A 23034-nucleotide genomic window follows, 5' to 3' on the forward strand; every position below is an offset into this window, starting at 1 on the left:
CGAGGGAGAGGTGTGCGGATGATCGCCGCCACGAAGAAGATCGCCGGCGGCCTGGTCGCCTCGGCCCTGGTCCTGGGAGCTGCCGGGTGCTCCTCGGAACCCGCCAAGCCCGCGCCCGGCGGCCAGAACGCCAGGAAGGGCGCCGCCGCTCCGGAGGCCCCGGGCAGTGTGAAGCGGCTCATCGGGGACGGCTCGACCGCGTACACCGGCCTCCAGCCGAACGTCGTGAAGCCACAGCGGATGAAGCCCGGTGAGAAGCCCCCGCAGTTCGTCGTCTTCTCGTGGGACGGCGCCGGTGAGGACAGCCAAAAACTCTTCTCGCACTTCCGTGAGGTCGGCAAGGAGTACAACGCCCGGATGACCTACTTCCTCAGCGGCGTGTACATGCTGCCGGAGGAGAAGGCCTCGCTCTACACCGCGCCGCAGCACTCCCCGGGACGTTCCGACATCGGCTTCGGCGACCTCCAGGGCATCAAGGACACCGCCACCCAGGTCCGCGCGGCCTGGCAGGAGGGCAACGAGATCGGCACCCACTTCAACGGCCACTTCTGCGGCCCCGAGGGTGGTGTCGGCACGTGGTCCGTCGAGGAGTGGAAGAGCGAGATCAACCAGGCCAAGTCGTTCGTCAAGAACTGGAAGACGAACACCCCGGCGCTGAAGGGTCTGGAGCCGCTCCCGTTCGACTACGACAAGGAGTTGATCGGCGCCCGCACCCCCTGCCTCGAAGGCCAGAAGAACTTCATGCTGGCGGCCAAGGACATGGGCTTCCGCTACGACTCCAGCGGCATCAGCAAGCAGATCTGGCCCAAGAAGACCGACGGGCTCTGGGACCTCCCACTGCAACTGGTGCCCATGCCGGGGCGCGCCTTCGACACCCTGAGCATGGACTACAACTACATGGTCAACCAGTCCGGGACGACCACCCAGGGAGACCCCTCGCAGCACGCGTACTGGGGGGAGCAGATGCGCGACGGCCTGCAGAAGGCCTTCGACCGGGTCTACCAGGGCAACCGGGCGCCACTGATCATCGGCAACCACTTCGAGTCCTGGAACGGCGGCACCTACATGAAGGCCGTCGAGGACTCCATCAAGTCCATGTGCACCCAGAAGGAGGTCCGCTGCGTGCCGTTCCGCGAGTTGGCCGACTGGCTGGACGCCCAGGACCCGAAGGCGCTGACGTGGATGCGCGGCCTCGACGTCGGTGAGACGCCGAAGGACGGCTGGAACAAGTTCCTCACCGCGGGGCCGCCGGCAGCGCCGGCCGCCCCCGGTTCCCCGGCCGGGGTCAAGCCGGCTGCGGAGTCTGCCGAGTCAGGGTCGGGCGAGGGCTGACCACCTCCGCGCTCGGGGTCTCGCGGAGGACGAAATCGGGGTCGACCTGCTCCGCCAGGTCGACCCCGGTCTTGGCGTTCCCCCAGCTCTCGGCGTTCCGCAGGTGGAAGTGGACCATCTGCTGCGTGTACCGGGCCCAGTCGCGGTCGGCGTACGAGTCCTCGGCGGCGTCCTGGAGCGCCTGCAGCGCGAGCCGGTTGGTCGCCTCCAGCAGCTCGAACCGGGTCGGGCGCCCCTTCTCCATCGACCGCACCCAGTCCGAATGCCCGACGGTGACCAGCAGGTCGTCGCCGACCTCGTCCTGGAGGAACTCGATGTCCTCCGGACCCTGCACCTTGTTGCCGATCACCTTGAGGGAGATCCCGAAGTCCCGGGCGTACTCCTTGTACTGGCGGTAGACGGAGACGCCCTTGCGAGTCGGTTCGGCCACCAGGAAGGTCATGTCGAAGCGGGTGAACATGCCCGACGCGAAGGAGTCCGAACCGGCGGTCATGTCGACGACCACGTACTCGTCCGGACCGTCGACCAGATGGTTGAGACAGAGTTCGACCGCCCCGACCTTGGAGTGGTAGCAGGCCACGCCCAGGTCCGCCTCGGTGAACGGTCCGGTGGCCATCAGTCGGACGGGCTCGCCGTCGAGCATCAGCGTGCGCGCGCACGCCTCGTACACCGGGTTGTCCTCGGTGACCCGCAACAGGCGCGAGCCGGTCCCGGGCGGGGTCGTCTTGATCATGGCGTCGGCGGAGGCGATGCGCGGGTTCGATCCGCGCAGGTAGTCCTTGATGAGGGGCAGGTGCGCGCCCAGGGCGGGCAACTCGGCGGCCTCGTCCTCGCCGAGCCCGAGGGCCGCGCCGAGATGCTGGTTGATGTCGGCGTCCACCGCGACGACGGGGGCTTCATTTGCGGCAAGGTGGCGGATGAAGAGGGACGACAGCGTGGTTTTGCCGCTGCCGCCCTTTCCCACGAAAGCGATCTTCATGTTCACCAAGCGTAGCGGGTTGATCGCACTAAGTGGTCTGCCTGAGTGAAGAAGACCACTCCAAGGAGGGGTCGGTGCTACGCGTGCGCAGTGCGTAGGCTCCCTACTTATGAGTAGCGCTGCTGACCCGCTGGCCCCACTGGCCGGGCTGCCGGGTGTCTCCGATTCCGTGGATTCCGTACGCAAGGCCGTGGACCGGGTCTACGGGCACCGGGTGATGCGTCGCCGCAGTGGGGAGATCGCCTCGGAGGCGGCGCTGCGCGGTGCGCGCGGGAGCGCGGCGCTGTCCGGCGCCGACTGGGCCCTGGAGGAGGTTCGTCGCCGAACCGACTTCGGCTCGGAGGCGCAGGCGCGGGCGGTGGGTGCCGCCCTGCGCCTGACGGCCGAGGCCGGGCAGCTCCTGAGCATCTGGCGGCAGTCCCCGATGCGTGTCCTCGCACGCCTGCACCTGGTCGCGTCGGGTTCCACGCCCGCGGCTCCGGACGCCTTCGCGCCCTCGGTGATCGAGGGCGACACGGTGGGACGGCCGCGCCTGGCGGGTGAGCCGGTGGACGAGCCGCTGATCGACCTGCCGCTCCCGAGCGCCGAGGAGGTCGCCGGCCGGCTGGACGGGCTGTCGCGGCTGATCATCGCGGGAGGTTCCGCCCCGGCCCTGATCACGGCATCGGTGGTGCACGGCGAACTGCTGGCCCTGCGGCCCTTCGGGACCTACAACGGTCTGGTCGCACGGGCGGCCGAACGGATCGTGCTGATCAACAGTGGGCTCGACCCGAAGGCCATCTGCCCGGCCGAGGTCGGCCACGCGGAGCAGGGTGCGCAGGCCTACGTCGCGGCCTTCGAGGGGTACGTGTCGGGAACCGCGGAGGGAATGGCCGCCTGGATCGCGCACTGCGGTCGGGCGATCGAGCTGGGTTCCCGCGAATCGACGGCGGTCTGCGAGGCGCTCCAGCGCGGCGCCGCCTGAACACGGGTTGCGGCGACACCGTCTTGCCTTGGTGTCGCCGCTGGCACTCGCGCCCAGTTACCAAGCGTCCTCGAATGTATGCCCATCAGGTCGGGAACTTTGCCCGTCACCTGGTGCGGCTGGCCCGTAATCGACGGGTCGACGTCGCGTGGGTGCTCGGCGTTCATGCTTCGGTCCGTGGGCCTTACTGCGTTTTAAAGATGATCCTCTCGGATGTTCTTTGGTCTCGCGGGCCGTTGACTCCTTTGTACTCCGCTTCGGAGACAAGCGAAACCCCTGGCTCCACTTCTTTACTTTCCCGGGCGAGCCTGGACGATCCAGACATTCGGTATCCGCGGGTGGCAGGAGTTCGGCGAGCTCGTCCGACGTCACGCAGGCGACCTCACGTGCGCACGGATCAACCGGCGGAGGCGCCCGCCCGACGTCGGCTCGCGTACCAGACGAGCCCGGCCGTGGCGGCCGCCGCGCCGACCGCCGCGGCGGCCACCAGGGCCGGCCGGGAGGTCATGGACCCCGGCAGTCGCTGCTTCAGCCGCACGGGCCTGTTGAACACCAGCACCGGCCACTCCCGGGCGACCGCCTCGCGGCGCAACGCCCGGTCGGGATTGACGGCGTGGGGATGTCCCACCGCCTCCAACATCGGCACGTCGGTGATCGAGTCGCTGTACGCGTAGCATCGCGCGAGGTCGTACCCCTCCGACTCGGCGAGCTCGCGCACGGCCTCCGCCTTCGTCGGCCCGTAGGCGTAGTACTCGATCTCGCCCGTGAAACAGCCGTCGTCGCCGACCACCATCCGGGTGGCCACGACGCGGTCCGCGCCGAGCATCTCGCCGATCGGCTCGACCACTTCGGCGCCGGAGGTCGACACGATCACCACGTCACGGCCGGCCGTGTGGTGGGCCTCGATGAGGGACGCGGCCTCGTCGTAGATGATCGGGTCGATGAGGTCGTGCAGCGCTTCGGCGACGATCTCGCGCACCTGCTGGACGTTCCACCCCTTGCAGAGGGCGGACAGGTACTCCCGCATCCGCTCCATCTGATCGTGGTCGGCGCCGCCGACCAGGAAGAAGAACTGGGTGTACGCGGTGCGCAGCACGGCCCGCCGGTTGATCAGGCCACCCTGGTAGAAGGACTTGCTGAACGTCAGAGTGCTCGACTTCGCAATGACCGTCTTGTCCAGGTCGAAGAAGGCAGCGGTCCGAGGCGAGGAGTGCGGCAAGGGCTGATTTTCCACGCCCCGAGCATATGCGCCCACCATTCGGCGTAAGGTGTGGCGCGTGGGTTTGCCTGAGAGGGCTCTCGGGTACACCATGGAAGTCACGGATCGTTCGCGACCGTGCTAACCCGGTCTGGCTCCTCCCCCCCCGAGTCGGACCGTGGGGACGACCCCCGCTCTCCCCCCCGGCGGGGGTCGTCGCATGTCCGGACGCGGTTTGCGTCCCTTGCCTTCGGCCCGTGGTGACCATTCCCCCGGCCCTTCCTCTTCGGTGGCCTTGCGTCGCGAAGGCCCTCACTTCTCTGAACTGGTGACTGTCCGTAGTGGTTCCGCCGCGCTCTGAACTCACGCGATGGAGTGACGGAGTTATTCACAGAGGTCTTCTTGTCCACAGATTTCAAGCAAGATCCACTTAATTTTTCGGATCCCTGCACGGTGATTCCAGCCGCGAAGTCCGCGGCGTGTGGATTCGCAGTGAGAAGGGGGCGGAGATCGTGGCTGGATCGAAGTCGTGTGAAGCACCGGAGTCCGAGCTGTCCGGTGGAGGAAGGCCGTCGAAGCGGGCGGAAGAGGTCGTGCCCGGTGGCGGCCGACCGCTGATCATCACCGAGGACCCCCTGCTGCTCGACGACCTGCTGCGGCTGTGCGCCGCCGCCGGCGCCGAACCGCACGTGCACCACGCGGTGCCCGAACCGGGCGGAGTCGGGGCCCCGGGAGGGGGCGACGGAGAGAACGTCGATCTCCGTGCATCGACACTCGGCGGCGTCGGTTGGGACTCCGCCCCGCTCGTGCTCGTCGGGGACGACGCGGCTCGTCGGGTTCGCGGCGCGCCCCGCCGGGACTCGGTCCTTCTCGTCGGCCGGGATCTGGACGACCCGCTGGTGTGGCAGCGGGCGTTGGAGATCGGCGCCGAGGAGGTGCTGAGGCTCCCCGACGCGGAGAACCGACTCGTCGACCGCATCGCCGACGTGGTGGAAGGGGCCGGGCGACCCGCCCTCGCGGTCGGCGTGATCGGAGGCAGCGGCGGCGCCGGCGCGTCGACGCTGGCCTGCGCGCTCGCCGTACGGGCCGCGCGCGCCGGCGAACGCACCATCCTCATCGACGGGGACCCCCTCGGCGGGGGCATGGACGTCCTGCTCGGGGGTGAGGGCGCCGAAGGGCTGCGCTGGCCGGACTTCGCGGCCTCGCGGGGCCGGGTCGGGGCCGGGGCGTTGGAGGAGTCCCTGCCGGAACTGCACGCGCTTCGGGTGCTCAGCTGGGACCGAGGGGACCGGGTCGTGGTGCCGCCCGCCGCGATGCGCTCGGTAGTCGCCGCAGCCCGCCGCCGCGGGGGCGTGGTCGTCGTCGATCTGCCCCGACGGGTGGACGAGGCGGCGGCCGAGGTGCTGGCTCAGTTGGATCTCGTACTGATGGTGGTGCCCGGGGAGTTGAGGGCCGTGGCCGCAGCCGGGCGGGTGGCGGCAGGGGTGCGGATGGTCGCCCGGGACGTCCGCGTGGTCGTACGGGGACGCTGCCCCGAGGGGCTCGACGCCGAAGCCGTGGCCCGGCTGTTGGGGGCCCCGTTGGCCGGCGAGGTGCCGGTGGAGGTGGGGCTGCCGGGACGGGTGGCCGAGGGGGAACCGCCGGGGTCCCGGGGGAGGGGCGCGCTGGCCCGCTTCTGTGACGGCTTCTGGCGGCGGGTCCTCGGATCCGGACAGGGGGTCCCGGCATGAGCGCGCTGCTCCTGGACGCGGTGCGGCAACGGCTCGCGGAGAGCGGTGCGGAGCCGACCCCGGCCAGGGTCGCGGCGGCACTGCGGGCCCAGGGTCGGCTGCTCGGTGACGCGGAAGTGCTCGGTGCGGCAGCCGAGTTACGGTCGGAACTGGTCGGCGCCGGCCCGCTGGAGGCGCTCCTCGCGGACCCCGAGGTCACCGACGTGCTGGTGGCCGCGCCCGACCGGGTGTGGGTGGACCGCGGCGGCGGGCTGGAACTCACCGCGGTGACCTTCGCCGACGCCGCTGCGGTGCGCAGGCTCGCGCAACGGTTGGCCGCCGTCGCGGGGCGGCGCCTCGACGACGCCCGGCCCTGGGTGGACGCCCGGATGCCGGACGGCACCCGACTGCATGCCGTACTGCCACCGGTGGCCGTCGGATCCGCCTGCCTGTCGCTGCGTGTCGTGCGGCCGAAGGCGTTCACGTTGGACGAGTTGGTGACCGCGGGGACCCTGCCACCGGGCGGGCACGAACTGCTCCGGGCGATGGTCGAGGCCCGGCTCTCCTTCCTCGTCTCCGGAGGTACCGGGACGGGCAAGACCACCCTGCTGAGTGCCCTGTTGGGCCTGGTCGGGCCGGGTGAGCGGATCGTGCTGGCCGAGGACTCGGCCGAGCTGCGCCCCGACCATCCACATGTGGTGCGGCTGGAGACCCGGCCCGCCAATCAGGAGGGGGCAGGCCTCGTCACCCTGGCGGATCTGGTCCGACAGGCGTTGAGGATGCGCCCCGACCGGCTGGTGGTCGGGGAAGTGCGGGGCCCGGAGGTGGCGGACCTGCTGGCCGCCCTCAATACGGGTCACGAAGGGGGCTGCGGCACCGTGCACGCCAACGCGGCGGCCCATGTCCCGGCGCGGTTGGAGGCGCTCGGCACGGCCGCGGGGCTCGATCGCGCCGCTCTGCACAGCCAGTTGGCGGCCGCGCTGACTCTGGTGGTTCACCTGGTCCGGGACCGGGCCGGGCGGCGCCGGGTGGCCGAGGTGCACGTCCTCGAACGGGACCCGGCCGGGCTGGTGGTGACGGTGCCCGCGTTGCTCTGGTCCGCGCGGGGGTTCGTACGGGAAAGGGGCTGGGCCCGGCTCGGTCCGCTGCTGGAGGTTTCCCGATGAGCGCCGGAACGGTCGGGGCGGCGGGCTCGGTGCCGGTGCTCGCCGGGGTGCTGTGCGCCGGCGCCGCGGCCTGGATGTCGGCCGGAGGAGATCAGGTTTCCCGGCGTGCCCGGTTGTTGCCGGTCGGTGGCGCCCCGGTGGTGCCGGTCGGACCGGCGCGTCGGGAGCGGCTGCTGATCGCGGTGCGGGTGCGGGCCGCGCGATGGCGGGAGTGGGCCGGCGTCGGGGTCGGGGTGTTGGTGGCGTTGCTCGGCGGTTCCGTGCTTCCGCTGGCGCTGGGGGCGGTCTCGGTGCCGCTGGTGCGGAGGTGGTCGAGGGGCCGGGACCGGGAGCGAGCCAGGGGTGCGCGGGCCGCCGACGTGATGGCGTTGTGCGGGGTCACCGTGGGGGAACTGAGAGCGGGTGCGCAGCCCGGCCAGGCCCTGGGCACGGCCCTGAGACGTACCGCGTCGGGCGCCGGTGGTCTGGGAGCGGTGGAGGCCGGGGTGCTGGCCGCCGCGGCGTTCGGGGGCGATGTGGCCGTGGCGCTGCGCGAGGCGTCTCGGGAGCCGGGCGCGGAGGGGCTGGCCGGGATGGCGGCCTGCTGGCGGGTCTCCGTGGACGGGGGCGCCGGCCTGGCAGCCGGCCTGGACCGACTGGAAGGGGCGCTGCGAGCGGAACGGGACCGGGAGGAGTCACTGCGGGCCCAGTTGGCCGGAGCCCGCTCGACGGTGGTGGTGCTGGCGTTGTTGCCCCTGGTGGGGCTGGTGATCGGTACCGGCCTCGGGGCGGACCCGCTCGCGGTCCTGCTGCACACCCCGATGGGGTGGGGCTGCCTGGCGGCGGGCGCGGTGCTGGAGGCGCTCGGGATGTTGTGGTGCCGGCGGATCGTACGTGCGGGGGAGCGGTGATGGGTGAGGTGTGGGTCCACAGGCTGGGGATGGCGTCGTGCCTCGCGGTGGCGGTGTTGTGCATGGGATCGGCAGCCGCGTCCGGGATACGGCGGCGGAAGACCCGGCGGCGGATCGGGGCACTGCTGAGGGTGCGAGTGGTTCGGCGCGGGCCGCTGGTCGGGCCCCGGGCACGGGAGCGGGTCGTCACGTGGGCGTGGCCGGCCGGCGCTCTGGTGGCGGGATGGGTGCTGGTCGGCGGCGTCACGGGTGTCCTGGTCGGGTGCGGGGCGGCCTACGCGGTGCGGCGCCTGCGAGCGAGGGCCGCGCCGCCGGTCGGAGCGGACCCCCGTGAGGTGGAGCGCCAGTTGCCCTTCGCCGCAGACCTGTTGGCGGCCTGCCTGGCGGCCGGGGCCGGTCCGGTGGAGGCGGCCGAGGTGGTCGGGGAGTCGCTGGGCGGCCCCGTGGGGGAGCGGCTGGCGCTGGCCGGGGCGGAGCTGCGGCTCGGCGGCGAACCGGGTGTGGGGTGGGGGAGGTTGGCGGAGATACCGGGCGCCCGGGAACTGGCGGAGTGCCTGGAGCGGGCCGCTCGTACGGGGGCCCCGGCCGCCGAGCCGGTCTCCCGCCTGGCGTCGGCCCTCAGGGCGGACCGGGCCCGACAGGCCATGGCCCGGGCACAGCGGGCCGCCGTACTCGTCACCGCACCCGTGGGGCTGTGTTTCCTCCCCGCATTTCTTGTGGTGGGAGTGGCTCCAGTGGTGATTGGGATGGCTTCCGGTCTCCTCTCGGGCACTTGAAATCAAAACCTGAAATCACATCAAGAGTGAAATCAAACAGGAGGTTGTCATGAGGATCATCTGGTTTCGAGTGCGGTCCGCGCTCAGTGGCCGCGGTCGCGATGCCGGGATGTCCACTTCGGAATACGCCATGGGCACGATCGCGGCGTGTGCGTTCGCTGCCGTTCTGTACAAGGTGGTCACGAGCGATGTGGTGTCGACGGCCCTTCAGTCGACCATCGGGAAGGCGCTCGATGTGCCCTTCTGAGGAAAGCCCGGCTGGAAAGGACGACCGAGGATATGTGACGGCGGAGGCGGCCCTGGTGATCCCGGCGCTGGTGTTGTTCGCGGCGCTGCTGGTGTGGGCGCTGATGGCGGCGGCCGCGCAGATCCGTTGCGTGGACGCGGCCCGGGCGGGGGCTCGGGCCGCGGCCCGCTCGGAGCCGGCGGAGGCAGTGGTGGCGGCGGCCGGGGCCGCCGCCCCGCGGGGCGCGGAGGTGCGGTTGGAGCGGGTGGGGGATCTGTGGAGGGTTCGGGTGGCGGCGCCGGCGCCCGGGCCGGGCGGGTTGCCGGTACGGCTCGGCGCCCAAGCGGTGGCCTTGGCGGAGGACAGCGTGGGGCCGCCGCCGTGAGCCGGGACCGGGGCTCCGCCACTGTGTGGGCGGCGTTGGTGACGACGGTGCTGGGGGCGGTGTTCGGGGGTGTCCTGCTGCTCGGTCAGGCCGTGGTGGCGCGGCACAGGGCGGCGGCGGCCGCCGACCTGGCGGCCCTCGCCGCGGCGGCGACCTGGGCGCACGGCCCCGAGGCCGCCTGCGCGGCGGCGGTGCGGGTGGCCCGGGCACAGGGCGCGAGTCTGACCGCCTGCGACGTTCAGGGCGAGGTCGCCGAGGTCGTGGCCCGTGCCCCGACCGGCCCCTTCGCCCCCGCCCTCGCGTCCCGGGCGGGTCCGCCGCTCCTGCCCTCCCCGGCCGCAGGACGGGCCGATGCGCTCTCTCCGGTGCCAAGACCGGCCGTCCCGCCTTCCCCGGCCGGGGGATCGGCCGACCCGTGAGCCCGCTCGGGGACGCATGAGCCTCGGGGCGGGACTGCCGGGCCCGGGAGCCCCGGGCGATGTGGCGGTCCGGCCGGGTCACCACACGGTCACCACACAGGTGGCTGCCGGGGTCGGCGTGGGGCCTGGCCCTTCGCGGCGGGGCGTTGTGCGGGCGGCGGGGTAGGCCCTGGGTGGCGGCGGCTCAGACCTGGGCGCGACCCGTTCGGCCCATCGGCTTCCGTCGGATTTCCGGGGCGGCGTGGCCGGGCGCGCGGAGCGGCCCGGACGGGGCCGACGCGTCGCCTCCGTTCTCGCTCGGGCCGCCCTGCTCCGGGCCGCCCTGCTCCGGGCCGCCCTGCTCCGGGCCGCCCTGCTCGGGCCGCCCACCCCGGGCAGCCTCGGCCGGGCCGCCCCGCTGTCCGCTGGGCCGCCGAGGCCCGGGCAGGCGGCTCCCCGCCCGAGCAGCCCCGCCGTGGCCTGAGCCCCCGCCCGAGCCGCCGTGGCCAGGGCAGGCCGCTTTCTACCCCGGCGAGCCCGCCCGGGCCGTCCCGCCCGGGCCCTCCCGCCGGGCCGCCCCGCCGGCGTCTCGCTCCGGTGGGCTTGTCCGGCGGGTCCGTGGGGTCGGGGCGCGTGTGCCGGTTCAGCTCTCCGGGGCGTCGGCGAGCAGCCGGGTCAGCAGGCGGATGGCGCCGCGTTTGTGGAGGGGGTCGTTGCCGTTGCCGCACTTGGGCGACTGGATGCAGGAGGGGCAGCCCGCCTCGCATTCGCAGGCCGCGATGGCGTCGCGGGTGGCCGTCAGCCACGTGCGGGCCGTGTGGAAGGCGCGCTCGGCGAATCCGGCGCCGCCGGGGTGGCCGTCGTAGACGAACACCGTGGGCAGCAGGGTGTCGGGATGCAGCGGGACGGACACTCCGCCGATGTCCCAGCGGTCGCAGGTGGCGAACAGCGGGAGCAGGCCGATGGAGGCGTGCTCGGCGGCGTGCAGGGCGCCGCCGAGGATCTCCGGGTTGATCCGGGCCTCGTCGAGCTGGTCCTCGGTGACCGTCCACCAGACGGCCCGGGTGCGCAGGGTGCGCGGCGGCAGGTCCAGCTTGGCCTCGCCGAGCACCTCGCCGGAGATCAGCTTGCGCCGCAGGTAGGAGACGACCTGGTTGGTGACCTCGACGGAGCCGAAGCAGAGCCTGCCCTGGCCCCACGGGATCTCGCTCTCGGTCTCCAGCACCGCGATGGACGTGGTGTCGCGCGCGGTGGTGGAGAACGGCGGATCGGCCTGCTCCACCAGCGCGACCGAGTCCTCCAGATCGAGGTGTTTCACCAGGTAGGTGCGGCCCTGGTGGAGATGGACGGCCCCGTCGTGGACGGCGGTGTGGGAGGCCGACTCGTCGACGGTGCCGAGCAGCCGGCCGGTGGCCGCCTCCACGATCTGCACGGGACGGCCCCCGCCGCCCCGGATGTCGGTCAGGTCCGAGGCGCGTTCCCGTCGGGTCCAGTGCCAGGCCGTGGCCCGGCGGCGCAGCAGCTTCGCCGCCTCCAGTTGCGGGAGGAGCCCGACGGCCGCCGGTCCGAAGAGTTCCAGGTCCGCCTCGGTCAGCGGGAGCTCGGCGGCTGCCGCGCACAGGTGAGGGGCAAGCACGTACGGGTTGTCCGGATCCAGCACGGTGGCCTCCACGGGCTGCCGGAACAGCGCCTCGGGGTGGTGGACCAGGTAGGTGTCCAGCGGGTCGTCACGGGCCACCAGGACGGCCAGGGCGCCCTGCCCCGAGCGGCCGGCCCGCCCGGCCTGCTGCCACAGCGAGGCCCGCGTGCCCGGGTAGCCGGTGATCAGCACCGCGTCCAGGCCGGAGACGTCCACGCCGAGTTCCAGGGCGGTGGTGGCGGCCAGCCCCAGCAGTTGCCCGGAGTGCAGGGCCCGCTCCAGGGCGCGCCGCTCCTCGGGCAGGTATCCGCCCCGGTACGCGGCCACCCGCCGCGGCAAGGACCGGTCCACCTCGGCGAGCCGCTCCTGGGCGATCACGGCGATCAGCTCGGCGCCGCGCCGTGATCGCACGAAGGCCACCGTGCGCACCCCCTGCACCACCAGGTCGGTCAGCAGGTCGGCGGTCTCGGCGGTGGCCGTACGGCGCACGGGAGCGCCCTTCTCGCCCTTCATGTCGGTCAGCGGCGGCTCCCACAGGGCGAAGACCACCTCGCCGCGCGGGGAGGCGTCGTCGGCGACCTCCACGACCTTCAGGCCGGTCAGCCGGGACGCGGAGGTCGCCGGGTCGCTGGAGGTCGCGGAGGCCAGCAGGAAGACGGGTTCCGAGCCGTAGCGGGCACACAGTCGCCGCAGCCGGCGCAGGACCTGGGCCACGTGGGAGCCGAACACCCCCCGGTAGCTGTGGCACTCGTCGATCACCACGTAGCGCAGCGCCTTCAGGAACGAGGACCAGCGCGGATGGGCGGGAAGGATCCCGCGGTGCAGCATGTCGGGATTGGTGAGCACGTAGTTCGCGTACTGGCGCACCCACTCGCGTTCCTCGACGGGCGTGTCCCCGTCGTAGACGGCGGGCCGGATCGCGTTGCCCAGCGGGCTCGCCAGTTCCCGTACGGCCCGCCGCTGATCGGCCGCCAGGGCCTTGGTGGGGGCCAGGTACAGGGCGGTCGCGCCCCGGCCGTTGAGGGCCTCGGCGCCGTCCGCGAGGGCGGAGAGGACGGGGGCCAGGTAGGCGAGCGACTTGCCCGAGGCGGTCCCCGTCGCCACGACCACGGACGTGCCGTCCAGGGCGTGCTCGGCCGCCGCGGCCTGGTGTTCCCACGGATGTTCGATTCCGGCGGCCTGAATGGCCGCCACGACATCAGTTCGGATGCGGTCGGGCCAGACCGCATGACGACCCGCCCGAGGGGGCAAGTGCTCCGTATGGGTGATGCGCGCAGCTCGAGAAGGCCCCCGTGCCAGCCGGTCCAGGACCGTGCTCGGGGTGGGTCGAGAGTCCGCGGGTGCCGTGGGCCGACCGGGACGGTGAGTATTGGCCATTGGAACCGAGTGTGTCACCGGCGTGCGGGACAATGGACCCAAGGCGTCGTGCGCGCCTGCCGGTAAGTGATTGAATGCCATCGCGGCAGCCGATCCCTCTCCTACCTTCGGATGGGGAGGCCCCTGGGGGGCGCCGCTCGATAGCAAGGTGCTGGAGGATCCGTGGACCTGTCCCTGTCGACTCGCACTGTCGGCGACCGCACGGTCGTAGAGGTCGGTGGCGAGATTGATGTGTATACCGCGCCCAAGCTGCGCGAGCAGTTGGTGGAGTTGGTGAACGACGGCAGCTACCACTTGGTTGTCGACATGGAGCGAGTGGACTTCCTCGACTCCACCGGCCTCGGTGTGCTCGTGGGAGGCCTCAAGCGTGTTCGTGCGCACGAGGGCTCGCTGCGTCTGGTCTGCAACCAGGAGCGCATCCTGAAAATCTTCCGTATCACCGGTCTGACCAAGGTGTTCCCGATCCACACGACCGTGGAAGACGCCGTCAACGCCACCGACTGACGGTTTCCGGCGGCCGAAACGCCGTCAGAAGCCGACGACGAGCGGGGGGTACCGGACCACGGTCGGTCCGGGCCCCTGTCAAGGCGCGCCCGTTGGTCCGCGCCCAGAGTCCGAGGGGGACGCGCATGGCCACCGTTGAACTGCGCTTCAGCGCCCAGCCCGAACACGTCCGGACGGCCCGCCTGGTCGCGGCCGCCGTGGCGCGCCGGGCCGGGGTGGAGGAAGCCGTCCTCGACGAGGTTCGCCTCGCCGTGGGTGAGGCCTGCTCGCGCGCCGTCGGGCTGCACCGCAACAACGGTCTGACCGGGCCCGTCCGGGTCGTCCTGACCGAGGAGGAGAAGGTTTTCTCCATCGAGGTCGGCGACGACGTGCCCGGTCCGGCAGGCGGTTCCGCGGAGGCCGTGTCGGGCATCGCCGCCGCCTTGGACCCGGACAACGAGGGCGAGGACGAGATGGGCCTCGCCGTGATCAGTGGGCTCGTCGACGACGTCGAGGTGACCAGCGGGGAAGGGGGCGGCACCATCAGGATGAGCTGGCCCGTGGCGAAGGTCTCCGCACTCCCTTAGGGGCCCTTGTCGGGCCCTGTGTCACTGGAACGGCCCCTTGAGGGTCGATTTTCGGCCGGCGCATCGGATCTTTCCGGTGTCCTGGTGCCGGATCCGCCCTGGTGCCCGATCCGCTCTGCGTCACACCCGCCCGTCTGACGCCACACCCACCCATCTGACGTCACATCCGCCCGTCTGACGTCACATCCGCCCGTACGCCGGGCCTGCCGGGGGCGCCGGACCTGCCGGGCGCCGGATCACGCACGTCTCCCCGCTCTCCGCTTCCCGTCGTGTCGCGTCCGACGAATGGGTTCGTACCGCGTCGCGTGCCGGATGGACCCTCTCCGGACGGGGACTACTTTCACATCGTCCGATCTTCGAAGGCCCTGCTCCGCAGGGCCTTTTCCGCTGCCCGGGCATGAATTCCCGGAACGATGACCACGCGTCAATGCCTTTGCCCCATTACTACTTTCGAGGGTAATGGAGTGACGTGATCCATTGCTGAGGAGCAAGAGCAGGCCAATTACGTTTCCCGCCCACTGTTTTGATCAGGTCGCGCTCCCTACAATCCGTCCACATCTTGAGCTCATCACGTCAAGGAGGACGAATGACGGGGCTCTTCACCCCCAACGCGCCGATCGGCAACTCCGATCTGGCCGCCGCAGTACTCACCGATGACAATCGGCTCATCGTGATCGTGATTGCAGCGGTCGCACTTCTCGCACTCGTCGTCGCGCAGATCCTGGTCCGCCAGGTACTCGCCGCCGACGAGGGCACCACCGGCATGAAGGAGATCGCCGCCGCCGTTCAGGAAGGCGCCAACGCCTACCTCGGACGGCAATTGCGCACCCTCGGCGTCTTCGCCGTCGTGGTGTTCTTCCTGCTCTTCCTGCTCCCCGCCGACGACTGGTCGCAGCGGGCGGGCCGCTCCGCCTTCTTCCTCGTCGGCGCGCTCTTCTCGGCCGCCACCGGCTACATCGGCATGCGCCTCGCGGTCCGCGCGAACGTCCGCGTGGCCGCCGCCGCACGGGAGGCGACCCCCGCCGAGGGCGAACCCGCCAAGGACCTGACCGAAGTGGCCCACAAGGCCATGAGGATCGCCTTCCGCACCGGTGGCGTCGTCGGCATGTTCACCGTCGGCCTCGGCCTGCTCGGCGCCTCCTGCGTCGTGCTCGTCTACGCCGCAGACGCCCCCAAGGTCCTGGAGGGCTTCGGGCTCGGCGCCGCGCTGATCGCCATGTTCATGCGTGTCGGAGGCGGCATCTTCACCAAGGCCGCCGACGTCGGCGCCGACCTGGTCGGCAAGGTCGAGCAGGGCATTCCGGAGGACGACCCCCGCAATGCCGCGACCATCGCCGACAACGTGGGCGACAACGTCGGCGACTGCGCCGGCATGGCGGCCGACCTCTTCGAGTCCTACGCCGTCACCCTCGTGGCCGCGCTGATCCTCGGCAAGGCCGCCTTCGGCGACCTGGGCCTGGCGTTCCCGCTGATCGTCCCCGCCATCGGCGTCGTCACCGCCATGATCGGCATCTTCGCGGTGTCCCCGCGTCGGTCCGACCGCAGCGGGATGACCGCCATCAACCGCGGCTTCTTCATCTCCGCCGCGATCTCCCTGGTGCTCGTCGGGATCGCCGTCTACGCGTACCTGCCGTCCACCTACAAGGAGCTCGTCGGCGTCGAGGACCCGGCGATCCTCAACCACTCCGGAGACCCGCGGATCCTTGCCGTCGTCGCCGTCGCCATCGGCATCGTGCTCGCCGCCCTGATCCAGCAACTGACCGGCTACTTCACCGAGACCAGCCGGCGCCCCGTACGGGACATCGGCAAGTCCTCGCTGACCGGCGCGGCCACCGTCGTCCTCGCCGGCATCTCGGTCGGCCTGGAGTCCGCCGTCTACACCGCGCTGCTGATCGGCCTCGGCGTGTACGGGGCCTTCCTGCTCGGCGGCACCTCGATCATGCTGGCGCTCTTCGCGGTGGCCCTGGCCGGCACCGGCCTGCTGACCACCGTCGGCGTCATCGTCGCCATGGACACCTTCGGACCGGTGTCGGACAACGCGCAGGGCATCGCCGAGATGTCCGGCGACGTCGAAGGCGCCGGCGCACAGGTCCTGACCGACCTGGACGCCGTCGGCAACACCACCAAGGCCATCACCAAGGGCATCGCGATCGCCACCGCCGTGCTCGCCGCCGCCGCGCTCTTCGGCTCGTACAACGACGCCATCGCCACCGCGGTCAAGCAAGTCGGTGCCAAGGCCGGGGAGATGAACCTCAGCCTCGACATCGCGCAGCCCAACAACCTGGTCGGGCTGATCCTGGGCGCGGCCGTCGTGTTCCTGTTCTCCGGACTCGCCATCAACGCCGTCTCCCGCTCCGCGGGCGCCGTCGTCTACGAGGTGCGCCGGCAGTTCCGCGAGCACCCCGGGATCATGGACTACACCGAGAAGCCCGAGTACGGGCGCGTCGTGGACATCTGCACCAAGGACGCGCTGCGCGAGCTCGCCACGCCCGGCCTGCTCGCCGTGCTCACCCCGATCGCGGTGGGCTTCTCGCTCGGTGTCGGCGCGCTCGGCTCGTTCCTCGCGGGCGCCATCGGCACCGGCACCCTGATGGCAGTCTTCCTCGCCAACTCCGGCGGCGCGTGGGACAACGCGAAGAAGCTCGTCGAGGACGGTCACCACGGAGGCAAGGGCAGCGAGGCCCACGCCGCGGTCGTCATCGGCGACACCGTCGGCGACCCGTTCAAGGACACCGCCGGCCCGGCCATCAACCCGCTGCTCAAGGTGATGAACCTGGTGGCCCTGCTGATCGCCCCGGCCATCGTGCAGTTCAGCTACGGCGACGACACCAGCCCGACCGTGCGGGCGGTCGTCGCGGTCCTGGCCATCGCCGTCATCATCGGCGCGGTGTACGTGTCCAAGCGGCGCGGCATCGCGGTGGGCGACGAGGGCGAGGACGGCACGGCCGAGCGAGTGGCGCAGCCCACAGATCCCGCGGTGGTTTCCTGACCCACTCCGAGACGGGCTCCGAACGGCTCCCGGCCGGTGCCCCGAACGGCCTGCGGCCCTGTGCCGCACGGGGTTCGAGGGTACGCCCGAACGGCGGACGGGCGGCGCGGACTGACGCGTCGCCCGTCCGCCTTTCCGTGTCCGCCCAGGGTGGGCGTGTATCTTCCGGGCCGAGAGTCTTCGAAGGGACCAATCCGGTGAACAAGAAGTTTGCGGCCGCAGTGTCCGGCGGTGCGGTGCTGATGCTCGTGCTGTCCGGATGCGGCGGCGAGGACGACGGGCAGAAGAAGACCGACGCGTGGGCCAAGAAGGTCTGTGACGCGTGGGGACCCCAACTCAAGAAGATCGAAAGCTCCAACGTCGACATCAAGCGCGTGGCCACGGAGAGCAGCAAGCCGGAGGAGGTCCAGCAGACCGACTCGGCGGCGTTCCAGGTCATGTCCGACGCCTACAAGTCGATGGGCACCGCCCTGACCGGGGCGGGAGTTCCGCCGGTCAAGGGCGGCGAGCAGACGCAGAGCGCCGCCGTCCAGGGCTTCGCGGCGACCTCCAAGGGCTACGCCGACCTCAAGGTCAAGATGGACGCCCTCGACGTCAAGGACCAGACGAAGTTCGCCGAGGGCCTCAAGGAGGTGGCCGGCGGACTGGAGGCGGCGACCCAGGGCGGCAAGGAAGCCTTGAACAAGCTGAAGACGGGAGGCTTGGACAAGGCGATGAACGGTCAGCCGGGCTGCCAGGTCCAGACGACGACGGCCGGTTAGCGCCGTCGCGGCGGGGCCGGTGGACCCCGGCTCCGCCGCCGTCGCGCGCACGGACGCACCGAATGCCCGGGGTGGGCCGCCCCGATTGCGGGAGGCAGCGGCCACAATGGACGCGTGAGTACCACCAGCCTTCCCTCGCCCGACCGTGCCGCCGCGCTCCGCTCCGCCCTGCTGGCCGCCGGCTTCACCGCCGACGGGCTGCTCGATCTGCTCGGCGCCCCCGCCTACGCCGCGTTGGCCCGCAGCGAGACGGTCCCCGCCCTGCGTGCCACCCGAGGCCGCGCGGACGACCCGCTCGCGAGCCTGGTCCGGCTGTTCCTGCTCCGGCAGCCCGTGTCGTACGGACACGCCCGCGCGGCGCTTCCCGTCGACGCGGCGCTGGAGGACGGCTGGCTGCGGCGGGAGGGCGACGAGGTGTACGCCACCGTCGACGTGCGCCCGTACGGCGGCCCGGACGGCGAGGACTGGTTCATCGTCTCCGACCTCGGTTGCGCCGTGGGCGGGGCCGGCGGCATCGGCCGTCGTGAAGAAGGCGTGGTCCTGGGAGTCGGCGGCGCCTCCACGACATTGGCCGGAATCACCGTCCGCGTCCCCGTGGGCTCGGCGCTCGACGTCGGCACCGGATCGGGCATCCAGGCCCTGCACGCGGCCCGGCACGCGACACGGGTCACGGCCACCGACGTCAACCCGAGGGCCCTGGAGTTCACCCGTTTGACATTGGCGTTGTCCGGGGAGGCCGAGGCCGAACTGCTCGCCGGTTCCCTCTTCGAGCCGGTCGGCGACACCACCTACGACCTGATCGTGTCGAACCCGCCCTTCGTGATCTCCCCCGGCGCCCGCCTCACCTACCGCGACGGCGGCATGGGCGGCGACGACCTGTGCCGGACCCTGGTCCAGCAGGCCGCTGAGCACCTGAACCCGGGCGGGTACGCGCAGTTCCTCGGCAACTGGCAGCACGTCGAGGGCGAGGACTGGCACGATCGGCTCCGCTCCTGGGTGCCCCGCGGCTGCGACGCGTGGATCGTGCAGCGCGATGTGCAGGACGTGACGCAGTACGCGGAACTGTGGCTGAGGGACGCGGGCGACCACCGCGGCGATCCCGCCGAGTACGAGCGCCGCTACGCGGACTGGCTGGACGAGTTCGAGGCCCGCAAGACCAAGGCGGTCGGCTTCGGCTGGATCACTCTGCGCCGTACGGACGCGGCCGAGCCGTCGATCGTGGTCGAGGAATGGCCGCACTCGGTGGAGCAGCCGCTGGGCGAGGCCGTCCTGGCGCATTTCGCACGCCAGGACTACCTGCGCGAACACGACGACGCGGCGCTGCTGTCGGGGTACTTCGTCCTGGCCGAGGAGATCGTTCAGGAGCAGGTCGGCGCGCCCGGGGCGGAGGACCCCGAGCACGTCGTGCTCCGGCAGAACCGCGGAATGCGCCGGGCCACGAAGGTGGACACCGTCGGGGCCGGGTTCGCCGGAGTGTGTGACGGCTCACTCAGCGCGGGCCGGATCCTGGACGCCATCGCGCAGCTGATGCAGGAGGACCCGGTGGTGCTCCGGGACCGGACCCCGGAGGCGATCCGGATGCTGGTGGAGCAGGGCTTCCTGGATCCCGTGCGCGATCCCGCGCCGTAGGTCCGGGACGGCACGACCGGGACGGCGGGCGGGGCCGGGCGGCGGGCGCCGATGTCGAAGCCGTGATGTAACCCGGGGTTCGCCTGCCGTACCCCCTCGGCCGGCAGGCTCCCGGGAAGCGGGATCCGGGGGGATCCCGAAGCGGCCCGAACGCAAGGGGGGAACGGCATGGAACGCGGTCCGGCGATCTTCTCCGCGCTCGTGTTCCTGCTGTTCGGAGCCGCTCTGCTCGGCTGGACGGGGGCGCGTGCCCTGCACCGTGCGCCGGTGGCCGAGGGCGTACGCCCCGCCGTCGCCGTGCCCCTCGCGCTCCTGTCCGGATCCGGCTCGCTGGCCCTCGGCGTCTGGTGCCTCCAGCGGTTCTGAGGCGGCCGTACCCGATGCTGTTCCTCCGAGTGGGAAACCCGACGTCGGAAGGGCCCGGAGGCGGTGCGCGGGCGGGGGCCAGACGGCCCCCGGGCCACTCTGCCCGGTGACCGCGAGGGGTCCGCCGTGGCATCCGGGCGGCAGAAACGGCACTTGTCGGGTTACCGTTCGAGTGGCCGTTGCGGGCTTGTGCCGTTTGACACGGGTGCGGGTTGTACCGTCACACTCCGCAGCGTCGCCGTACCGCGACCGAGTGCCGACCGGAGAGAAGAGCCAAGTTGTCCCCGACTAGCGAGACCGCAAAGGGCGGCCGCCGACTCGTCATCGTCGAGTCCCCTGCCAAGGCGAAGACGATCAAGGGCTACCTCGGCCCGGGATACGTCGTCGAGGCGAGCGTCGGGCACATCCGCGACCTCCCCAGTGGCGCGGCCGAGGTTCCCGACAAGTACACCGGCGAGGTCCGTCGCCTCGGCGTGGACGTCGAACACGACTTCGCGCCGATCTACGTCGTCAACGCGGACAAGAAGGCCCAGGTCAGGAAGCTCAAGGAGCTGCTGGCCGAGTCCGACGAACTCTTCCTCGCCACCGATGAGGACCGCGAGGGCGAAGCCATCGCGTGGCACCTGCAGGAAGTCCTCAAGCCCAAGGTCCCCGTCCACCGGATGGTCTTCCACGAGATCACCAAGGACGCGATCCGCGACGCCGTCGCCAACCCGCGCGAGCTCAACCAGCGCATGGTCGACGCCCAGGAGACCCGACGCATCCTCGACCGCCTCTACGGCTACGAGGTCTCGCCGGTCCTGTGGAAGAAGGTCATGCCGAAGCTGTCGGCGGGCCGCGTCCAGTCGGTGGCCACCCGCCTCGTCGTCGAGCGGGAGCGCGAGCGCATCGCCTTCCGTTCCGCCGAGTACTGGGACCTGACCGGCACCTTCGGCACCGGCCGCGCCGGTGACGCCTCCGACCCCTCGACGCTGGTCGCCCGCCTGAACACGGTGGACGGCAAGCGCGTCGCCCAGGGCCGCGACTTCGGTTCGAACGGCAAGCTCAAGAGCGAGGTCCTGCACCTCGACGAGGCCGGCGCGCGGGCGCTCGCCGCCGCGCTGGAGAGCGCCTCGTTCGCCGTCCGCTCGGTCGAGTCGAAGCCGTACCGCCGCTCCCCGTACGCCCCGTTCCGCACGACGACGCTCCAGCAGGAGGCCTCGCGCAAGCTCGGCTTCGGTGCGAAGGCGACGATGCAGGTGGCGCAGAAGCTGTACGAGAACGGCTTCATCACCTATATGCGTACCGACTCCACGACGCTCTCCGACACCGCGGTGAACGCGGCGCGAGCGCAGGTCACCCAGCTCTACGGAGCCGACTACCTGCCGGAGAAGCCGCGCGTGTACGCCGGCAAGGTCAAGAACGCGCAGGAGGCGCACGAGGCGATCCGCCCCTCGGGTGACCGTTTCCGCACTCCGGCCGAGACCGGCCTGACCGGCGACCAGTTCCGTCTGTACGAACTCATCTGGAAGCGGACCGTCGCCTCCCAGATGAAGGACGCGGTCGGAAACTCCGTGACCGTGAAGATCGGTGGGCGTGCCGCCGACGGCCGTGACGCCGAGTTCAGCGCGTCCGGCAAGACGATCACCTTCCACGGCTTCATGAAGGCCTACGTCGAGGGCGCGGACGACCCGAACGCCGAGCTCGACGACCGTGAGAAGCGGCTGCCGCAGGTCGCCGAGGGCGACGCGCTGTCGGCCGAGGAGATCACGGTGGACGGCCACTCGACCAAGCCGCCGGCCCGGTACACCGAGGCCTCGCTGGTCAAGGAGCTGGAAGAGCGCGAGATCGGCCGCCCCTCGACCTACGCGTCGATCATCGGCACCATCCTCGACCGCGGCTACGTCTTCAAGAAGGGCACGGCCCTCGTGCCGTCCTTCCTGTCGTTCGCCGTGGTCAACCTGCTGGAGACGCACTTCGGCCGGCTCGTCGACTACGACTTCACGGCGAAGATGGAGGACGACCTCGACCGCATCGCGCGGGGCGAGGCCCAGTCCGTGCCGTGGCTGAAGCGGTTCTACTTCGGCGCCGAGGACGCGTCCGAGGTCGTACCGGCCGACGGGGACCACCTCGGTGGACTCAAGGAACTCGTCACCGACCTCGGCGCCATCGACGCCCGGGAGATCTCCTCCTTCCCCGTCGGCGAGGGAATCGTGCTGCGCGTCGGCCGCTACGGGCCGTACGTGGAGCGCGGCGAGAAGGACGCGGAAGGCCACCAGCGGGCCGACGTCCCGGACGACATGGCTCCCGACGAGCTGACGGTCGAGTACGCCGAGGAACTCTTCGCGAAGCCGAGCGGCGAGTTCGAGCTGGGCACCGACCCCGTCAGCGGGAACCAGATCGTCGCGAAGGACGGTCGCTACGGGCCGTACGTCACGGAGATCCTGCCCGAGGGCACGCCGAAGACCGGCAAGAACGCGGTCAAGCCGCGGACGGCCTCGCTGTTCCAGTCGATGAGCCTGGACACGGTCACCCTGGACGAGGCGCTCAAGCTGATGTCCCTGCCCAGGGTCGTCGGAGCCGACGCGGAGGGCGTGGAGATCACGGCCCAGAACGGCCGCTACGGCCCGTACCTGAAGAAGGGCACGGACTCGCGGTCCCTGGAGACCGAGGACCAGCTGTTCTCGATCACGCTGGACGAGGCGCTCGCCATCTACGCGCAGCCGAAGCAGCGCGGACGGGCCGCGGCCAAGCCCCCGCTCAAGGAACTGGGCACCGACCCGGTGAGCGAGAAGCCGGTGGTGGTCAAGGACGGCCGCTTCGGTCCGTACGTGACGGACGGCGAGACGAACGCGACGCTGCGGCGGGACGACGACGTCGAGACGATCACGCCGGAGCGCGGCTACGAACTGCTCGCGGAGAAGCGGGCGAAGGGGCCGGCGAAGAAGACGGCCAAGAAGGCCCCGGCGAAGAAGGCGCCCGCCAAGAAGGCCACGACGACCGCCAAGAAGACGGCGGCCAAGAAGACGACGACGGCGAAGAAGGCCACGGCGACCAAGAAGACGGCCGCGAAGAAGACGGTCGCCAAGAAGGCGACGACCGCTCCGGCGGCGTCGGACGACTAGCCTCCGGTCGGTCGAGCGGTCGAGCGGTCGAGCGGTCGAGCGGTCGAGCGGTCGAGCGGTCGAGCGACGTGAACCG

The 23034-nt window shown here is 71.4% G+C and carries 20 protein-coding genes; 17 read left to right on the forward strand and 3 right to left on the reverse strand.

The features are described from left to right. Positions 1-18: 18 nt before the first annotated feature. Positions 19-1332 (forward strand): hypothetical protein, encoded by a 1314-nt coding sequence (locus ACFYW3_RS26120; protein WP_351749467.1) that lies wholly within the window; start codon positions 19-21, stop codon positions 1330-1332. Here the strand turns inward: ACFYW3_RS26120 and ACFYW3_RS26125 are convergent. Further along, complete coding sequence (locus tag ACFYW3_RS26125; RefSeq protein WP_351749465.1) at positions 1286-2311, reverse strand: ATP-binding protein; 1026 nt, start codon at positions 2309-2311, stop codon at positions 1286-1288. The two genes, ACFYW3_RS26120 and ACFYW3_RS26125, sit on opposite strands and share 47 nt — an antisense overlap. 109 nt (positions 2312-2420) lie before the next feature. Here ACFYW3_RS26125 and ACFYW3_RS26130 point away from each other — a divergent pair, with 109 nt between their 5' ends. Beyond that, positions 2421-3275, forward strand: coding sequence for an oxidoreductase (locus tag ACFYW3_RS26130; RefSeq protein WP_389387500.1), 855 nt, complete (start codon positions 2421-2423; stop codon positions 3273-3275). Positions 3276-3672: 397 nt separating this feature from the next. Here the strand turns inward: ACFYW3_RS26130 and ACFYW3_RS26135 are convergent, their stop codons facing one another. Further along, on the reverse strand, positions 3673-4533 hold the full coding sequence (locus ACFYW3_RS26135; RefSeq protein WP_351749462.1) for an HAD-IB family hydrolase: 861 nt from the start codon (positions 4531-4533) through the stop codon (positions 3673-3675). A gap of 491 nt (positions 4534-5024) precedes the next feature. On the opposite strand from ACFYW3_RS26135, the gene ssd reads away from it, so the two are divergent. The 8 genes from ssd to ACFYW3_RS26175 all read left to right on the forward strand — a co-directional run bounded on the left by ssd (position 5025) and on the right by ACFYW3_RS26175 (position 10507). After that, on the forward strand, positions 5025-6203 hold the full coding sequence (gene ssd / locus ACFYW3_RS26140) for a septum site-determining protein Ssd (RefSeq protein WP_389387540.1): 1179 nt from the start codon (positions 5025-5027) through the stop codon (positions 6201-6203). Continuing rightward, the gene (locus tag ACFYW3_RS26145; RefSeq protein ID WP_351749460.1) at positions 6200-7348 is read left to right on the forward strand and encodes a TadA family conjugal transfer-associated ATPase; all 1149 of its coding nucleotides are present in this window, start codon (positions 6200-6202) and stop codon (positions 7346-7348) included. Before ssd ends, ACFYW3_RS26145 begins: the two co-directional genes overlap by 4 nt. Further along, entirely contained in the window at positions 7345-8238 is an 894-nt protein-coding gene (locus ACFYW3_RS26150; RefSeq protein WP_389387501.1) for a type II secretion system F family protein, read from the forward strand. Before ACFYW3_RS26145 ends, ACFYW3_RS26150 begins: the two co-directional genes overlap by 4 nt. Then, a complete protein-coding gene (locus tag ACFYW3_RS26155; RefSeq protein ID WP_389387502.1) occupies positions 8238-9014 on the forward strand; it encodes a type II secretion system F family protein in 777 nt (258 codons plus the stop codon). The genes ACFYW3_RS26150 and ACFYW3_RS26155 overlap by 1 nt, the downstream gene beginning before the upstream one ends. A gap of 49 nt (positions 9015-9063) precedes the next feature. Continuing rightward, entirely contained in the window at positions 9064-9261 is a 198-nt protein-coding gene (locus tag ACFYW3_RS26160; RefSeq protein ID WP_053676892.1) for a DUF4244 domain-containing protein, read from the forward strand. Further along, positions 9248-9625 carry a TadE family type IV pilus minor pilin gene (locus ACFYW3_RS26165; RefSeq protein ID WP_389387503.1) on the forward strand — a complete coding sequence of 126 codons (378 nt, stop codon included), beginning with the start codon at positions 9248-9250 and terminating at the stop codon, positions 9623-9625. Before ACFYW3_RS26160 ends, ACFYW3_RS26165 begins: the two co-directional genes overlap by 14 nt. After that, the gene (locus tag ACFYW3_RS26170; RefSeq protein WP_389387504.1) at positions 9622-10044 is read left to right on the forward strand and encodes an Rv3654c family TadE-like protein; all 423 of its coding nucleotides are present in this window, start codon (positions 9622-9624) and stop codon (positions 10042-10044) included. Before ACFYW3_RS26165 ends, ACFYW3_RS26170 begins: the two co-directional genes overlap by 4 nt. A 241-nt stretch (positions 10045-10285) precedes the next feature. Next, positions 10286-10507, forward strand: coding sequence for a hypothetical protein (locus ACFYW3_RS26175; protein WP_389387505.1), 222 nt, complete (start codon positions 10286-10288; stop codon positions 10505-10507). 159 nt (positions 10508-10666) lie between these two features. On the opposite strand, the gene ACFYW3_RS26180 is transcribed toward ACFYW3_RS26175, so the two are convergent. Next, entirely contained in the window at positions 10667-13120 is a 2454-nt protein-coding gene (locus tag ACFYW3_RS26180) for a DEAD/DEAH box helicase (protein WP_389387506.1), read from the reverse strand. 81 nt (positions 13121-13201) lie between these two features. On the opposite strand from ACFYW3_RS26180, the gene bldG reads away from it, so the two are divergent. From bldG to topA, 7 genes are all read left to right on the forward strand, one after another. Continuing rightward, complete coding sequence (gene bldG, locus ACFYW3_RS26185) at positions 13202-13543, forward strand: anti-sigma factor antagonist BldG (protein WP_008743037.1); 342 nt, start codon at positions 13202-13204, stop codon at positions 13541-13543. 125 nt (positions 13544-13668) lie between these two features. Further along, complete coding sequence (locus ACFYW3_RS26190) at positions 13669-14109, forward strand: ATP-binding protein (protein WP_389387507.1); 441 nt, start codon at positions 13669-13671, stop codon at positions 14107-14109. A gap of 586 nt (positions 14110-14695) precedes the next feature. Next, positions 14696-17098, forward strand: coding sequence for a sodium-translocating pyrophosphatase (locus ACFYW3_RS26195; protein ID WP_389387508.1), 2403 nt, complete (start codon positions 14696-14698; stop codon positions 17096-17098). Between the two features lie 197 nt (positions 17099-17295). Further along, positions 17296-17859 carry a small secreted protein gene (locus ACFYW3_RS26200; protein WP_351749447.1) on the forward strand — a complete coding sequence of 188 codons (564 nt, stop codon included), beginning with the start codon at positions 17296-17298 and terminating at the stop codon, positions 17857-17859. 114 nt (positions 17860-17973) lie between these two features. After that, positions 17974-19488, forward strand: a complete 1515-nt coding sequence (locus ACFYW3_RS26205; RefSeq protein ID WP_351749445.1) for a methyltransferase — start codon at positions 17974-17976, stop codon at positions 19486-19488. Positions 19489-19656: 168 nt separating this feature from the next. Beyond that, the gene (locus ACFYW3_RS26210) at positions 19657-19854 is read left to right on the forward strand and encodes a hypothetical protein (protein ID WP_267799876.1); all 198 of its coding nucleotides are present in this window, start codon (positions 19657-19659) and stop codon (positions 19852-19854) included. A 278-nt stretch (positions 19855-20132) separates the two neighbouring features. Next, entirely contained in the window at positions 20133-22958 is a 2826-nt protein-coding gene (gene topA, locus ACFYW3_RS26215) for a type I DNA topoisomerase (protein ID WP_351749443.1), read from the forward strand. Positions 22959-23034: the final 76 nt, after the last annotated feature.

This window comes from Streptomyces sp. NPDC002602 (assembly GCF_042889445.1).
GTDB lineage: Bacteria > Actinomycetota > Actinomycetes > Streptomycetales > Streptomycetaceae > Streptomyces.

Coding starts and splice junctions, on each gene's coding strand:
- ACFYW3_RS26120 (WP_351749467.1), top strand. CDS start 19: ATGATCGCCGCCACGAAGAAGATCGCCGGCGGCCTGGTCGCCTCGGCC.
- ACFYW3_RS26125 (WP_351749465.1), bottom strand. CDS start 2,311: ATGAAGATCGCTTTCGTGGGAAAGGGCGGCAGCGGCAAAACCACGCTG.
- ACFYW3_RS26130 (WP_389387500.1), top strand. CDS start 2,421: ATGAGTAGCGCTGCTGACCCGCTGGCCCCACTGGCCGGGCTGCCGGGT.
- ACFYW3_RS26135 (WP_351749462.1), bottom strand. CDS start 4,533: ATGGTGGGCGCATATGCTCGGGGCGTGGAAAATCAGCCCTTGCCGCAC.
- ACFYW3_RS26145 (WP_351749460.1), top strand. CDS start 6,200: ATGAGCGCGCTGCTCCTGGACGCGGTGCGGCAACGGCTCGCGGAGAGC.
- ACFYW3_RS26150 (WP_389387501.1), top strand. CDS start 7,345: ATGAGCGCCGGAACGGTCGGGGCGGCGGGCTCGGTGCCGGTGCTCGCC.
- ACFYW3_RS26155 (WP_389387502.1), top strand. CDS start 8,238: ATGGGTGAGGTGTGGGTCCACAGGCTGGGGATGGCGTCGTGCCTCGCG.
- ACFYW3_RS26160 (WP_053676892.1), top strand. CDS start 9,064: ATGAGGATCATCTGGTTTCGAGTGCGGTCCGCGCTCAGTGGCCGCGGT.
- ACFYW3_RS26165 (WP_389387503.1), top strand. CDS start 9,248: ATGTGCCCTTCTGAGGAAAGCCCGGCTGGAAAGGACGACCGAGGATAT.
- ACFYW3_RS26180 (WP_389387506.1), bottom strand. CDS start 13,120: ATGGCATTCAATCACTTACCGGCAGGCGCGCACGACGCCTTGGGTCCA.
- ACFYW3_RS26190 (WP_389387507.1), top strand. CDS start 13,669: ATGGCCACCGTTGAACTGCGCTTCAGCGCCCAGCCCGAACACGTCCGG.
- ACFYW3_RS26195 (WP_389387508.1), top strand. CDS start 14,696: ATGACGGGGCTCTTCACCCCCAACGCGCCGATCGGCAACTCCGATCTG.
- ACFYW3_RS26210 (WP_267799876.1), top strand. CDS start 19,657: ATGGAACGCGGTCCGGCGATCTTCTCCGCGCTCGTGTTCCTGCTGTTC.